12 protein-coding genes are annotated in these 13,444 nt (G+C 64.8%); 5 read left to right on the top strand and 7 right to left on the bottom strand.

All coding sequences use genetic code 11. The features are described 5' to 3' along the window. Positions 1-20: 20 nt before the first annotated feature. From VOI21_RS11910 to VOI21_RS11895, 4 genes are all read right to left on the bottom strand, one after another. Positions 21-1,562 (bottom strand): AMP-binding protein, encoded by a 1,542-nt coding sequence (locus VOI21_RS11910; RefSeq protein WP_323770100.1) that lies wholly within the window; start codon positions 1,560-1,562, stop codon positions 21-23. Continuing rightward, complete coding sequence (locus VOI21_RS11905; protein WP_323770099.1) at positions 1,562-2,044, bottom strand: lysozyme inhibitor LprI family protein; 483 nt, start codon at positions 2,042-2,044, stop codon at positions 1,562-1,564. Before VOI21_RS11905 ends, VOI21_RS11910 begins: the two co-directional genes overlap by 1 nt. An 11-nt stretch (positions 2,045-2,055) precedes the next feature. Continuing rightward, the gene (locus VOI21_RS11900; RefSeq protein ID WP_323770098.1) at positions 2,056-2,418 is read right to left on the bottom strand and encodes a hypothetical protein; all 363 of its coding nucleotides are present in this window, start codon (positions 2,416-2,418) and stop codon (positions 2,056-2,058) included. 64 nt (positions 2,419-2,482) lie between these two features. After that, complete coding sequence (locus tag VOI21_RS11895) at positions 2,483-3,646, bottom strand: isovaleryl-CoA dehydrogenase (RefSeq protein ID WP_323770097.1); 1,164 nt, start codon at positions 3,644-3,646, stop codon at positions 2,483-2,485. Between the two features lie 144 nt (positions 3,647-3,790). Between VOI21_RS11895 and VOI21_RS11890 the strand changes: the two genes are divergently transcribed. Continuing rightward, positions 3,791-5,401 (top strand): tetratricopeptide repeat-containing sulfotransferase family protein, encoded by a 1,611-nt coding sequence (locus tag VOI21_RS11890; protein WP_323770096.1) that lies wholly within the window; start codon positions 3,791-3,793, stop codon positions 5,399-5,401. A 14-nt stretch (positions 5,402-5,415) separates the two neighbouring features. On the opposite strand, the gene VOI21_RS11885 is transcribed toward VOI21_RS11890, so the two are convergent. Continuing rightward, positions 5,416-6,609, bottom strand: a complete 1,194-nt coding sequence (locus VOI21_RS11885) for a DegT/DnrJ/EryC1/StrS family aminotransferase (RefSeq protein WP_323770095.1) — start codon at positions 6,607-6,609, stop codon at positions 5,416-5,418. 114 nt (positions 6,610-6,723) lie between these two features. Between VOI21_RS11885 and VOI21_RS11880 the strand changes: the two genes are divergently transcribed. Further along, positions 6,724-8,025 (top strand): MmgE/PrpD family protein, encoded by a 1,302-nt coding sequence (locus VOI21_RS11880; protein WP_323770094.1) that lies wholly within the window; start codon positions 6,724-6,726, stop codon positions 8,023-8,025. A gap of 113 nt (positions 8,026-8,138) precedes the next feature. Here VOI21_RS11880 and VOI21_RS11875 read toward each other — a convergent pair whose 3' ends face one another. After that, positions 8,139-8,813, bottom strand: coding sequence for an HAD-IA family hydrolase (locus VOI21_RS11875; protein ID WP_323770093.1), 675 nt, complete (start codon positions 8,811-8,813; stop codon positions 8,139-8,141). Between the two features lie 107 nt (positions 8,814-8,920). On the opposite strand from VOI21_RS11875, the gene glmU reads away from it, so the two are divergent. The 3 genes from glmU (at position 8,921) to VOI21_RS11860 (ending at position 12,924) form a co-directional block, all read left to right on the top strand. Further along, the gene (gene glmU / locus VOI21_RS11870) at positions 8,921-10,276 is read left to right on the top strand and encodes a bifunctional UDP-N-acetylglucosamine diphosphorylase/glucosamine-1-phosphate N-acetyltransferase GlmU (protein ID WP_323770092.1); all 1,356 of its coding nucleotides are present in this window, start codon (positions 8,921-8,923) and stop codon (positions 10,274-10,276) included. A gap of 40 nt (positions 10,277-10,316) precedes the next feature. Continuing rightward, positions 10,317-12,134, top strand: a complete 1,818-nt coding sequence (glmS, locus tag VOI21_RS11865) for a glutamine--fructose-6-phosphate transaminase (isomerizing) (protein WP_323770091.1) — start codon at positions 10,317-10,319, stop codon at positions 12,132-12,134. 112 nt (positions 12,135-12,246) lie between these two features. Next, entirely contained in the window at positions 12,247-12,924 is a 678-nt protein-coding gene (locus VOI21_RS11860) for a DNA alkylation repair protein (protein WP_323770090.1), read from the top strand. A gap of 6 nt (positions 12,925-12,930) precedes the next feature. Here VOI21_RS11860 and VOI21_RS11855 read toward each other — a convergent pair whose 3' ends face one another. After that, positions 12,931-13,401, bottom strand: a complete 471-nt coding sequence (locus VOI21_RS11855; RefSeq protein ID WP_323770089.1) for a hypothetical protein — start codon at positions 13,399-13,401, stop codon at positions 12,931-12,933. Positions 13,402-13,444 lie beyond the last annotated feature (43 nt).

The following is a 13,444-nucleotide window of genomic DNA, read 5'->3' as shown; positions in this document are numbered from 1 at the left end:
CGTCCCGCAGATGGGCTGTTTCATGTCGTCTCCGCCGCCGCCATAGCCTTGAGTTCCTTGCGGATTACCTTGCCGGTGACCGTCATCGGCAGCTCATCAACAAAGGAAATTTCCCTTGGATAGGAATAGCTTGCCAGCCGCTCCTTCACCCAGGACTGAAGCTCCTCTGCCGTTGCCGTGGCACCGGTTTTGCGCACCACGAAGGCCTTGACGATCTCAGTGCGCAGGGCATCGGGTTTGCCCACCACACCGACCGTCGCCACGTCGGGATGGGTTAGCAGGCAATCCTCGATCTCGGCGGGTCCGATGCGGTAACCGGCAGAGGTGATCACGTCGTCCTCGCGCCCGACGAAGCGGATGAAACCATCCTCCACGACGCCGCGATCCCCGGTCACCAGCCAGTCACCGCGAAACTTTTCTGCCGTCGCCTGCGGGTTCTGCCAGTAGTCCAGCATCATCGAGGCACAGCCGCGCCGCACCGCAATGTCGCCCTCACCCTCCGTGACCTGCCCTGCTGCGTCGATCACCGCCACGTCAAACCCCGGCACCGCGCGGCCAAGACATCCGGGGCGCGCGTCGAACAGCGCGCCGCAGGAACTGGCCACCATGTTGCATTCGGTCTGGCCATAAAATTCGTTGATCGTGACGCCAAAGGCATCGCCCCCCCAGGCCAGCATTTCCGCGCCCAAGGGCTCACCGCCGCTGGCGACCGACCGCAGGCCCGGCGGAGACATGTCCGCCGCTTTCATCATCCTTAGGGCCGTGGGCGGAAAAAACACATTTCTGACAGCGTGTTCCCGAACGATCTTAGCGCATTCTTCAAGGTCAAACCGCCGCATCCGGGCGGCGACAACCGGCACCCCTAGCGCCAGCCCCGGCATCAGCACGTCGAACAACCCGCCGATCCATGCCCAGTCGGCGGGCGTCCACAGGACGTCGCCTGATTGACCAAGGAAATCATGGCTCATCTCAACGCCCGGCAGATGGCCGGTCAGAACGCGGTGCCCGTGCAACGCCCCCTTGGCCTTGCCAGTGGTGCCAGAGGTATAAATCAGGACGGCAGGCGTTTCCGGTCCGGTCTTAACCGCCGGACCCTCTGCGCCGTCAGCGGGCAGATCACGCGCGCGCAGAACCTCCAGATCAAAAGGGGCCAGCATCCCGGCCCCTTCGTCGTCCGTGACCACCGCCCGCGCGCCGCTGTTGTCCAGCCGCGCACGCAAGGCGTCCTCACGGAACAGCATGAACAGCGGGACAGAGATTGCACCCATCCGCCAGCAGGCCAGATGCGCGGCAGCACAAAGCGGCGACTGGCTGAGCAACACCCCCACCCGGTCCCCCGCGCCCACGCCGCGCGCCATCAGTGCTGCCTGCACCCGCCGCGACAGGTGCGCCAGTTCGGCGTAGGTCACGCCCGTCAAGCTGGCGTGGTCAAGGATCGCCACCCGATCAGGGTCACGCCGCGCCCAGCCGTCACAGGCCTGATCGGCCATGTTCAGCCGCGCGGGCAAATCCCAGCGAAACCCGGCGCGCAAGGCGTCATATGAGGGTGCAGGTGTCAGCATCAGCCGGGGGTCACCATGCTTTCGATGTACCATGTCTGTTCGGCGGTTTCGCGCATCATACATTCCGCACCTGCTGGGCCTGCGCCGGTGCCGCCGCCCCAATGGCTGCGCTCATAGGCACAGGTCGCATCGCGGAACTTGATCCATGCGCGCTGCATCTCACGCAGGGCATCCACCTGCGACGGACCATAACCGCCATTGTCCACGTCGGCCTGCTTGGCATAGTCCATGGCAAAGCCGTAGGACAGGTTCAGCCGGTCGTCCCACCAGTCGTATTCGCGGCTGTAACAGCCGCTCATGGCGACGGTGGCATAGCCGCCCGGCGTGTCATTGATACAGGCCTCGGCGGACAGGCCGATGCAACTGCGGAAATCCGCGCCGGATCCAAGGCAGGATTCGGTTGCATGGGATGAAAACGCCAGTTCCTGCGCCGCCGCCGGGGCAGCAAACAAGGACAGGGCAAGGATCGAAAAGGCGCGCATTACGGATCTCCTCAGGTTTCTGGGCGGCGCAGGCCACTGTCCGGCGCGACGCCTGTACTGTGTGGGGTCCAGCCTCTCACGAACTGACCCAAACGGTCGACCTCGTATTGATACTGCCGGAACGGGTCGCCCGACGGTCCGCAGAGTATGCGCAGCCAGATCCCTGCGTCCTCGCCGGGATAGGCAACACAGTCACTGATCCGCGCGCCCGTCGCGGTGCCGTCCCGGGCGCGATCCTTCAGATACCGCTGCGCGTAGGCGGCGATCACGTCGCCCTCTGTCAGGTTGGCGGCGATCCAGCCCAGCCGGAAAAAATGCACCGCCATCAGCGAGACCAAACCCACCAGCGGCATCCACCACACCCAGCCCGGCATCATCCCCCCCTTTGCGGACCGCCACCCGCCTCCTCCAGTGCGCGCCGCAAACCGGCCCCGACACTCACCCCATGGCCGACATCAATTCGCGCCCGACCAGCATCCGGCGGATCTCGGACGTGCCGGCACCGATTTCCATCAGCTTGGCATCGCGGAACAGCCGCGCCACCGGCGCATCGGCAAGGAAGCCCGCGCCGCCAAGCGCCTGCACGGCCTGATGCGACTGCACCATCGCCTGCTCAGAGGCATAGAGACAGCAGGCCGCCGCATCCTGTCGCGTGACCTGCCCGCGGTCGCAGGATTTGGCCACTTCGTAGACATAGGCGCGCGCGGAATTCATCGCCGTGTACATGTCCGCGATCTTGCCCTGCATCAGCTGAAAGTTCCCGATCGGCTGGCCGAATTGCTTGCGCTCGGACAGGTAGGGCATGACCTCATCCAGACAGGCCGCCATGATCCCCAGACCAATGCCCGCCAGCACGACCCGCTCATAATCCAGACCCGACATCAGGACGCGCACGCCCTTTCCCTCTTCGCCAAGGATGTTTTCGAACGGCACTTCGACATTGTCAAAGATCAGCTCGGCGGTATTCGATCCGCGCATCCCCAGCTTGTCGAAATGCGGGCTGGTGCTGAACCCCGTCATCGACTTTTCGATCAGGAAGGCGGTGATTCCCTTGGCCCCAGCCTCGGGGTCCGTCTTGGCGTAGACCACCAGAGTATCGGCGTCCGGCCCGTTGGTGATCCAGTACTTGTTGCCATTCAGAACAAATCGGTCGTTCCGCTTTTCGGCGCGCAGTTTCATGCTGACGACGTCCGACCCGGCCGAGGGTTCGGACATGGCCAGCGCGCCGACGTGCTCCCCGGAAATCAGGCCGGGCAGGTATTTTTGCCGCTGCGCATCCGTGCCGTTCAGCTTGATCTGGTTCACGCAGAGGTTGGAATGCGCGCCGTAAGACAGCGACACGCTGGCAGAGGCGCGCGCCACCTCTTCGACCGCAACGGTATGGGCAAGGTAGCTCATCCCGGCACCGCCGTATTCCTCGGGAACTGTCACGCCAAGCAGACCAAGGTCGCCCATTTCCTTCCACAACTCAGGCGGAAAGACGTTCGAGCGGTCAATCTCTGCCGCCATCGGCTTGACCCGCTCCTGCGCCCATTTGTAGACCATCTCGCGCAGCGCCTCGACGTCTTCGCCAAGGTCGAACTTCATGGTTGCGGTGAACATTGCCCCCTCCCAAGTATTGAACACTTGTTCATTTAAAGCGGAGAGGCGAGTCGCGTCAATGGTTTTGCGCAGGAACCCCGCACGCCCCCCTTGGCAGACCTGTCCGGAACGCTCATGTTGGAAAGCCTAACCAGTGGTCTTCCAATGCATTTCGACGATTTCAAAAATACGATTCTCCAAGCCAAATCGTTCCTCGACACCAAAGATGCGGTCGCAGCCCAGTCATTTCTGGATAGCTTGCCAGAGCGTTGGGCCTACGCGCCCGAGGTTTTTGGCCTGAGGCACAGGTTATTTTCGCGGACAATGCCCGCCTTGCTGCAACAGCGCCTGCCAGCGGACGCGGCGCAAAAGCTATCGACGCTGCTGAATGCGCGCCGTCTGGACGCCGCCCTGACCTTGGCGCGGGGCCTGGCCGTGCGCCACCCGCAGGCCGCCAGCCCGCACGAGGCAATGGCGCTAGCGTTCAACGCCGGACGCCGGTTTACAGCGGCGCGCGATGCCGCCTGCGCGGCGTTGATCCGCGCCCCGGACCGGCCTTCGCTGTACCGCGAACTGGCGCTGGCCCTGTACGAACTGGGCGCGTTCGAGGCGATGGGCGCACCCGCGCAACAGGCCGCCGAGGCCCTGCCCGACGACCCGCAGGCGCAGCGTATGGGGGCTGTTGCCGCGTTGATCCGGGGGGACCGCGATATGGCGCGCGCACGTTACGCCCGGTTGGCCGAGTTGATGCCACAAAACGGCGCGGCGCATCGTGGCCATGCCGAATTGCACCGGTTTCAGACCAAGAACGACCCACACCTGAAGCGCATGCAAAAGCTGGTGAAATCCGCCAAGCTGACACCCGCCGAAGCGCTGGAATTCCACTTTGCCCTTGGCAAGGCCTTTGATGACCTCGATCAGCCTGACCCCGCCTTTACCCACTTTGCCCGGGGCAACGCGCTCAAGAAAGACCTGCACGGGTTAAGCGTCGCCCGCGATATCGAGGATGGCGCGCGGGTCCGTGCCGCGTTTGCCAAGCTTGACCTTCAGCCGACCGATCACACGGTCAACCCGATCCCCATCCTTGTTTGCGGATTGCCGCGATCCGGGACAACATTGGTTGAAAGCATCCTGAGCGCCCACCCCGATGTCGCCACTGCGGGCGAACTGCCCTTTCTGCGCCAGCACCTGTTGCCGCTGTTGCGCAAGGACCAAGCGCCATCACCAGAGGTCCTCGCCAAGCTGCGCGAAAGCTATCTGAGCCTGCTGCGCAGCCGGGCCGATGGTCGGGCCTATGTGATAGACAAAATGCCGCTGAACTTCATCCTCGCGGGGTATGTCTCTCGGATCATCCCCGGCACCCGCATCGTCGCGCTGCAACGCGAGCCACGCGCCCTTGGCTGGTCGCTGTTCCGGCAGTGCTTCGTGCGCACCGGAAACGGGTTCGCCTATGATCAGCAGGACATCGCGGATGCCGTGGCACTATACCGCGACATGCTGGCGTTCTGGAACAGGAACGACGTCCCATTGCACCGGCTGGACTATGCGGCGTTGGTCGAAAACTCCGACAGCACGGTTCAGGGGCTGTTGGACGCCATTGGCTTGTCACCAGACCCGGCCTGTCTGAACTTTGCCCAAGCCGACCGCGCCGTGGCCACGGCCAGTGCCCTTCAGGTCCGCGAAGGCATCCTGGCAAACCGCGATCTGGAGTGGCGCAGGTATGAACACCACCTTGCGCCGTTGATTGCCCGTCTGGACCAGCACAAACTGCTGTGACAGGCCGCCTATGGTCACCGACTCTGAAACACCGCGCCGACCTCGGCCCGGATGATCCGCGCCACCTGTGCGCAGTCTTCAAGGCTGAAGGTCAGCGGCAGGCGCATGTCGACAATCCCGCGCAGCACCCGGTCGCTGGCGGGCATCGGCTGGGACGGCGCATAACGCCAACTGTCATAGCGCGACGTAAACCCCGAAGGTTCCGCGCCGCCGAACCACTTCAGCTCGACCCCGCGTTTCGCGCAGCGCGCCAACACCTCTTGCACCGCCTCGCGCGACCAGTCCAGCAACAGGAACTGGATCGAAGAGCCGACAAAACGCTCGGCTGCCGGACGCTCGGTCAGGCGTAGCCCCGGCGTCCCGCGCAGGCCCTGCTCGACCACGGCGTAGCGGTCGTTCCACCGCGTGACCTGTGCCTCCAGCGCGCGCAGTTGCGGCCGCAGGATGGCCGCTCGCAGATTGTCCATTCGCCCGGAAATGTTCGGCGTCACGTATTTTACCCGCTCAAAGACCTCCGGTCCCGGCGCGGCCAGATGACGTTCGTACAGCATGTAAGACCCCGACAGCATGATCGCGCGCGCGGCGATCTCTGCGTCATCGGTCACCAGAAAACCGCCCTCGCCAGAATTGACGTGTTTATAGGTCTGCATCGAATAGCAGCCGACCGCGCCGTGCCGCCCCGAAGTTATGCCGTTCCACTCCGCCCCCATGGTATGGGCGCAATCCTCGATCACGGTGATTCCGGCAGCGTCGCAGATCTGCATCAGGCGGTCCATGTCACACAGATGACCGCGCATATGCGACAGCATCAGCACCTTGGCCCGGTCGACCTTGGCCGCCAGATCGTCGAGGTCGATCACCAGATCCTCTGTCACGCCAACATAGACCGGCACCGCCCCGACGCCCGCAATGGCACCGGGCACCGGCGCCAGCGTAAAGGCATTGGTCAACACCGTCTCACCGGGCTGGACGCCCACGGCCCGCAGCGCGCAGCCAAGCGCATACCCGCCAGAGGCCACCGCGACGCAATAGCGCGCGCCGGTCTGCGCCGCGAACTCCTGCTCCAGCAGGGCAGTCTGCGAGATTTCGCCCGGGGCGGTGTTGTAGCGATGCAACCGACCGCTTTGCATGACCTCGACCGCAGCGGCGATAGCCTCTTCCGGGATGGGTTCTTGCTGGGTGAAACTGCCGGTGAAACGTTCTGTCATGTCGCTGTTTTGGCGCAGGCGCGGCGCGGCGGTCAATCCATTCGCGACCATTGTTCCGCAACGCAGGTCGCTTTTCGCGAAATGGCTCCACACCGGTGGCGCTAGGCTGGTGGCATGACAGTCCTCGATTTCATCCACGGGTTAAGCTGGAAAGACCTGCCCGACGAGGTTCGCGCGCAGGCACGGCGTTGCCTGCGCGACCTTCTGGGCGTGGCCGCCGGGGGGCTGGGGACCAAAATGTCCCGGATCATCCGCGACCATGCCGCCGAGGATTTTGCCGGCGATACGCCGTTGCTGTTCGACGACCGCCGCGCCGCCCCTTCTGCGGCGGCCATGGCAATCGGCATCAGCATCGACAGTCTGGATGGCCACGACGGCTATAACCCGTCCAAGGGGCACATCGGTTGCCCGCTGCTGCCCGCGCTGCTGGTCTTTGGGAATCAGGCGCAGGTCTCGGGTGAGGCGTTCCTGACCGCGCTTGTCATGGGATACGAAGTCGGCGCGCGCGCCGCAGAGGCGCAGCACGGCACCTGCCCCGACTATCACACCTCTGGCAGTTGGGGCGCGGTGACGGCGGCGGCGGCGGGCGCGCGCCTGCTGGGGCTGGACGTGGACCAGACACGGCACGCGCTGGGGATCGCCGAGTATCACGGCCCGCGCAGCCAGATGATGCGCTGTATCGACTGGCCCACGATGGTCAAGGACGGCTCTGGCTGGGGCGCGATGTGCGGCGTCTCGGCGGTGCAACTGGCGCGGCGCGGATTTACCGGCGCGCCCGCGATCACGGTGGAGGACGCGCCAGAGTATTGGCAGGGGTTGGGTGAGGACTGGCGCATCCTGCGGCAGTATTTCAAGCCCTACCCGGTGTGCCGCTGGGCGCAGGCCCCGGTTGAGGGCGTTCTGGCGCTGCGGCGGGCGTATGGGCTGACCTCAGTCGATGTGGATCACATCGAAGTGGACAGCTTTCACGAGGCGACCCGGCTGGCGACAGCGCGGCCAGTTACAACCGAAGAGGCGCAGTATTCGACCTCTTTTCCCTGCGCCGTGGCGATGGCGCGTGGCGGTCTTGGCCCCGAGGATCTGGACGGGCCCGCGCTGCATGACCCTGAAATCCTGCGGCTGTCGGAGGGGCTGATCATGGCCGAGGATGCGCAGGCCAACGCGGTCTTTCCGGGCACGCGGCTGGCGCGGGTCAGGCTGGTGCTGCGGGACGGGCGCGTATTGGAAAGCGATTGGATGAGACCGCGCTGGGACGCCGAGGAGCCGCCCTCGGAGGCAGAGCTGTCACGGAAATTTCATGCCCTTGCCGATCCGGTTCTGGGCCGGGACCGGGCCGGGGCGATCGACGCGGCCATCGCCCGGCTGGAGGAGGCCCCCCTGACGGCACTGACAGAGCATTTGTTTCGCGCGCCTTGAGGCGGTGTCCACATGTGGCGCCGATCACGGTGTATATAAATCAATAGGTTACAGAGACGGTTTTATCTCTCGTTAACCCCTGATCCGGGATTTGGCGGGTCACATGGCGCGGATCACGGGGTTCCGATCAACCGCCCGACGGCGGCCTGCAATTCGTCGAAATGGTCAATCAACGCCTCGGGGTCCAGCGCGCGCACCGCCTGTCCCTCTGGCGAGAAGGTGACCAGCACGCAAGGCACGCCCGCCGCCCGCGCCGTGTTGCGGTCGGTGTCGCTGTCACCCACCAACAAAGAGGCCGACCGGCGACCGCCGCAAAGGTCCACCGCCGCCCAATAGGGCGCGACATCGGGCTTGCGCGTGGGGCCGGTGTCGGCCCCGATCAGCGAGCCGAACAGGTCGCGCACGCCAAGGCGCTGCAACAGGGTGTCTGCCAGCGCCTCGGGCTTATTCGTGCAGATGCCCACGGCGTAATCCGCCGCGCGCAGTGCCTCGACCGCCGCGACCGCCCCGTCGTACATTTGGGTGTGAACGTCGATGGCCTCGCCGTAGATGTCCAGAAAGCGGGGAAACCATTCCTCGACCGCCGCGTCGCTGTAGCGCCCCGCCCGCGTCAGTCCCTCTGTCAACATCCGACGCGCGCCGCGCACTGCGATGGCCGCATCGGCCACCGGGTCCAGCCGCACGTCTTCGCCCATCCCGGCAAAACAGGCATTGGCCGCCGCGATCAAATCGCCGCTTGTGTCGGCCAGCGTGCCGTCCAAATCAAAAATCACACAATTCCGGGCCATTTGCGTCTCCTGTCACATGCCGCAATGCAGAGTGAACGACGCCACCTTGCGCCACAATGCCAACCCGATAGAACGGGCATCGAAAAGACGCAATTACGGAGCAGGTCATGAGCACCGCCCTCATCATCCTGGCTGCCGGCAAGGGCACCCGCATGAAATCGGATTTGCCCAAAGTCCTGCACCAGATCGCCGGGGGCCCGATGCTCTGGCACGCCATGCGCGCAGGCGCTGCATTGGAGCCTGAGCGCACGGTGGTCGTCGCCGGGCACGGGTTTGACGCGGTTGCCGCCTCGGCGCGCGACTACGACCCCGATGTGGCGGTCGTCGAACAGGCCGAGCAACTGGGCACCGGACATGCGGTGTCACAGGCGCTGCCCGCGCTCGACGGGTTCGAGGGCGACGTGGTGGTCCTGTATGGCGATACGCCGTTTATCTCTGAGACCACGCTGGAAGCGATACGCGCCGCCCGTGCCACCCATGACGTTGTGGTGCTGGGGTTCGAGGCGGCAAACCCCGCGCGCTATGGCCGATTGGTCACGCAGGGCGACGATCTGGTCAAGATTGTCGAGTTCAAGGACGCCACAGATGAGGAACGCGCCATAACACTCTGTAATTCAGGTGTTATTGCCGCCGATACACGCCTGCTGTCCGACCTGCTGTCCAAGGTGGGCAACGACAACGCCAGCGGCGAATACTATCTGACGGATGTGCCGGGTCTTGCCCGCGCCGCGGGCAAGACCGCGACGGTGGTCCGCTGCCCCGAAGCGGAAACGCTGGGCGTCAATTCGCGGGCCGATCTGGCCTTGGCCGAGGCGGCCTTTCAGACAAGGGCGCGGGCCGATCTGCTGGATCTTGGGGTGACCCTGCAAGCGCCGGACACGGTGCAACTGGGCTGGGACACGGTGGTGGGCCGCGACGCAGAGATTGAGCCCTATGTCGTCTTCGCCCCCGGCGTCACCATCGAATCGGGCGCACGGATCCGGGCGTTTTCCCACCTTGAGGGATGCCACGTCGGACGGGGCGCGGTGGTTGGCCCCTACGCCCGTCTGCGCCCCGGCGCGGAACTGGCCGAAGACGTGCATGTGGGCAACTTTGTCGAGATCAAGAACGCGCAACTGCACGAAGGGGTCAAGGCGAACCACCTGACCTATATCGGTGACGCCGAAATTGGCGAACGGACCAATATCGGCGCAGGCACGATCACCTGCAACTACGACGGTGTATTCAAGCACCGCACGATCATCGGCAAGAACGCCTTTATCGGGTCCGACACCATGCTGGTCGCCCCGGTGACGGTGGGCGACGGCGCGATGACCGGGTCGGGATCGACCATCACGGCGGATGTGCCTGCGGGCGCACTGGCACTGGCGCGCGGCAAGCAGGAGGTCAAGCCCGGCTTTGCCACCAAGCTGATGAACATGCTGCGTGCGAAGAAGGCAAAACAACAGCAGGCGCAGGGCTGAACGGGCCCCGCGTAATTTTATAGGCAAGGGATTTTAGGACATGTGTGGGATCGTAGGCATTCTGGGCACACACGAAGTGGCCCCGCAACTGGTCGAATCGCTGCGGCGGTTGGAATATCGCGGCTATGACAGTGCGGGCATCGCCACCGTACACGACGGGCAACTGGACCGGCGGCGCGCCATGGGCAAGCTGGTGAACCTGTCCGATCTGCTGGTGCATGAGCCTTTGGCCGGGAAATCCGGCATCGGGCACACCCGCTGGGCCACCCACGGCGTCCCGTCGACGGACAACGCCCATCCGCATCGCTCTGGCCCCGTGGCGGTTGTCCACAACGGCATTGTCGAGAACTACAAGGAGCTGCGCGCCGAGGTCTCGGCCGCCGGTCTGGATCCGCAAACCGAGACCGACACCGAAACCATCGCGCTGCTGACCCATCACCTGATGCAGGGCGGGCTGGGCCCGGTCGAGGCGGCCATGGCCTGTATCGACAAGCTGGAGGGCGCGTTTGCGCTGGCCTTTCTGTTCGACGGTGAAGAGGACCTGTTGGTCGCGGCGCGCCAAGGCTCTCCGCTGGCGGTCGGGCATGGCGAGGGTGAGATGTACATCGGCTCGGACGCCATCGCGCTGGCCCCGCTGACGCCGCATATCACCTATCTGGAAGAGGGCGACCGCGCCGTGCTGTCCCGCGCCGGTGTCACGATCCGCGATGCCGCCGGACGGCTGGTGAACCGCGAGATGCGCACGGTGCAGATGGACGCGGCGCGGGTCGACAAGGCCGGATACAAACACTTTATGGCCAAGGAAATCGCCGAGCAGCCGACGGTGTTGTCCAACGCGCTGAGCGCCTATCTGACGGAGGACGGCATCGCCCTGCCCGATCCCGGCATCGACTTTACCAAGATCGACCGGCTGACCATGGTCGCCTGCGGCACCGCCTACTACGCCTGCTTCACCGCGAAATACTGGTTCGAACAACTGGCCGGATTGCCGGTCGAGGTCGATGTGGCGTCAGAGTTCCGCTATCGCGAACCGCCGATTGTGCCGGGCACCGCGGCGCTGTTCGTGTCGCAGTCGGGCGAAACCGCCGACACGCTGGCGGCGCTGCGCTTTTGCCGCGACAAGGCCGACAGCATCCTGTCGGTGGTGAACGTGCCCAACAGCTCAATCGCGCGGGAAAGCGATCTGGCGCTGCCGATCCACGCGGGCATCGAAATCGGCGTGGCCTCGACGAAGGCGTTCACCTGTCAGTTGAACGTGTTGCTGTTGCTGGCACTGAAGGCGGCAGAGGCACGCGGTCGGATGACAGCGGATCAGCGCGACGAGGTTCTGACAGGGCTGCGGGCGCTGCCCGGCACGATCAACGCGGCGCTGGACCGCGACGAGGTGATCGCCGGTGTGGCACGCAAGCTAGCCGAGGCGCGCGACATCCTGTTTCTGGGACGCGGACTGATGTACCCCCTTGCGCTGGAGGGTGCGTTGAAACTCAAGGAAATCAGCTACATCCATGCCGAAGCTTATGCATCTGGAGAGCTGAAGCACGGCCCCATCGCGCTGATCGACAAACACGTGCCGGTGGTCGTCATGGCCCCCAAGGATGCGTTGTTCGAAAAGACCGTGTCCAACATGCAGGAGGTCATGGCGCGCGGCGGCAAGGTCTGCCTGATCACCGACGCCGAAGGGGCTGCCGTCGCCGGTCAGGACGTCTGGCGGGTGATCCAGATGCCATCGGTGCCGGATGTTCTGTCGCCCATCCTCTACGCGCTGCCAGCCCAGCTTTTGGCCTATCACACCGCCATTGCCAAAGGCACGGACGTGGACCAGCCGCGCAACCTTGCGAAATCGGTGACGGTGGAGTGAGTCCTCTCGTGGATCGATTTTTCGACGAAAAATCAGGGGGCGCTGCCCCCGCCGCCCTCCGACAGATTCCGCCGTGGTCTTTTCAGGGCTCAACCTTCGCGAGGCACGAGGCATGACAAGTGAGCAGGCGCTTGAGGCGCTGCGGGCTGCGGGCGACCCTGGAAAGGCCACCGAGATGGCCGCCTATCACAAAGTCGACCGCCCCTATCTGGGGATCGCCAACCCGGTTCTGGACGAAATGGCCCGGGACTGGCGGCGCGGGATGGATCTGGACGCGCGGGTGGCGCTGGCCGATGCGCTTTGGCAAAGCAACATCCATGAAGCGCGGGTAGCCGCCGCCAAACTGCTGACACAGGCGCGCATCCGGCCCGACGATACGGTCTGGCGATTGATCTGCTCTTGGGTGCCGACGTTTGACGCATGGGCCATTGCCGATCACGCCTGCCTTGCCGGGCAACGTCGCGTGATGGCCGATCTGACCCGGTTGGACGAGATCGAAGGCTGGACCATCAGCGAGCACATGTGGACCCGGCGCGCGGCGCTGGTGATCACCCTGCCGCTGACAAAGCTCAACTTCCCCAAACCCGAAGAGGCCACAGCGCGGGCACGGGTGCTGGACTGGGCCGCGGGGTATGTGCAAGACCGGGACTGGTTTATCCAAAAGGCCGTGGCCTGGTGGATACGCGACCTGTCGAAACATGACGCCGAGGCCGCGCAAACCTTTCTGGACGCCCATGGCAAAGAAATGAAAGCCTTTGCCCGCAAGGACGCGGGCAAATACCTGCGCTGACGCGCCTCAGCCGCCGGTAAAGACCTTGAGCGTGGGCAGATCGGTCAGCGGTGCCTCGATCAGCCGCATGGCCGCCAGAGAAATGCGGCTGCCCGCTGTCTTTGGCCCGTCGATCGGGATCAGGTCGACCTGCGCGGATTTCCCGGTGGCCGGGTTCAACACCCTGCCTTTGGCGGGGGCCGAGACCAGCGGCGTTTCCAGCCAGAACCCGGGCGCGGCGGGATCACCAAGGCTGGCCACTGTGTCGCCCAAGGCTTTTTCGCCTGCCGGCTTCGGCGCGGCGGCGGCCTTTTTGCGCTCATCCGCCGTGGTGGTGTCGAATTGCTCGACAGTGCGCGCACCGGCGGGTGGCCCGCTCACCGGCTCCGGACGGGTGACAGCCGCCGGTGTCTGGGGCCCGGTCTCAGGGCGTTCCTTGAAGATCGGCAGTTTGCCACAGGCTGCCAGCGACAGCCCCCCCAGGATCAGTATCCCCATTCTTGCGTTGCGCACTGATTGACTCCCCTCACCGAAACGCGAC

The sequence above is a fragment of the Antarctobacter sp. genome, assembly GCF_034670325.1.
In the GTDB taxonomy this organism is placed as follows: Bacteria; Pseudomonadota; Alphaproteobacteria; order Rhodobacterales; family Rhodobacteraceae; genus Antarctobacter.
Note: the sequence above shows the minus strand (reverse complement) of the source record. Positions and strands in the feature narration are given on the sequence as shown.

What these genes read in the sequence shown, in the direction of transcription:
- VOI21_RS11855 (WP_323770089.1), bottom strand. Translation starts at nt 13,401, where the DNA reads ATGGGGATACTGATCCTGGGGGGGCTGTCGCTGGCAGCCTGTGGCAAA.
- glmS (WP_323770091.1), top strand. Translation starts at nt 10,317, where the DNA reads ATGTGTGGGATCGTAGGCATTCTGGGCACACACGAAGTGGCCCCGCAA.
- VOI21_RS11905 (WP_323770099.1), bottom strand. Translation starts at nt 2,044, where the DNA reads ATGCGCGCCTTTTCGATCCTTGCCCTGTCCTTGTTTGCTGCCCCGGCG.
- VOI21_RS11885 (WP_323770095.1), bottom strand. Translation starts at nt 6,609, where the DNA reads ATGACAGAACGTTTCACCGGCAGTTTCACCCAGCAAGAACCCATCCCG.
- VOI21_RS11895 (WP_323770097.1), bottom strand. Translation starts at nt 3,646, where the DNA reads ATGTTCACCGCAACCATGAAGTTCGACCTTGGCGAAGACGTCGAGGCG.
- VOI21_RS11910 (WP_323770100.1), bottom strand. Translation starts at nt 1,562, where the DNA reads ATGCTGACACCTGCACCCTCATATGACGCCTTGCGCGCCGGGTTTCGC.
- VOI21_RS11875 (WP_323770093.1), bottom strand. Translation starts at nt 8,813, where the DNA reads ATGGCCCGGAATTGTGTGATTTTTGATTTGGACGGCACGCTGGCCGAC.
- VOI21_RS11900 (WP_323770098.1), bottom strand. Translation starts at nt 2,418, where the DNA reads ATGCCGGGCTGGGTGTGGTGGATGCCGCTGGTGGGTTTGGTCTCGCTG.
- VOI21_RS11860 (WP_323770090.1), top strand. Translation starts at nt 12,247, where the DNA reads ATGACAAGTGAGCAGGCGCTTGAGGCGCTGCGGGCTGCGGGCGACCCT.
- glmU (WP_323770092.1), top strand. Translation starts at nt 8,921, where the DNA reads ATGAGCACCGCCCTCATCATCCTGGCTGCCGGCAAGGGCACCCGCATG.
- VOI21_RS11890 (WP_323770096.1), top strand. Translation starts at nt 3,791, where the DNA reads ATGCATTTCGACGATTTCAAAAATACGATTCTCCAAGCCAAATCGTTC.
- VOI21_RS11880 (WP_323770094.1), top strand. Translation starts at nt 6,724, where the DNA reads ATGACAGTCCTCGATTTCATCCACGGGTTAAGCTGGAAAGACCTGCCC.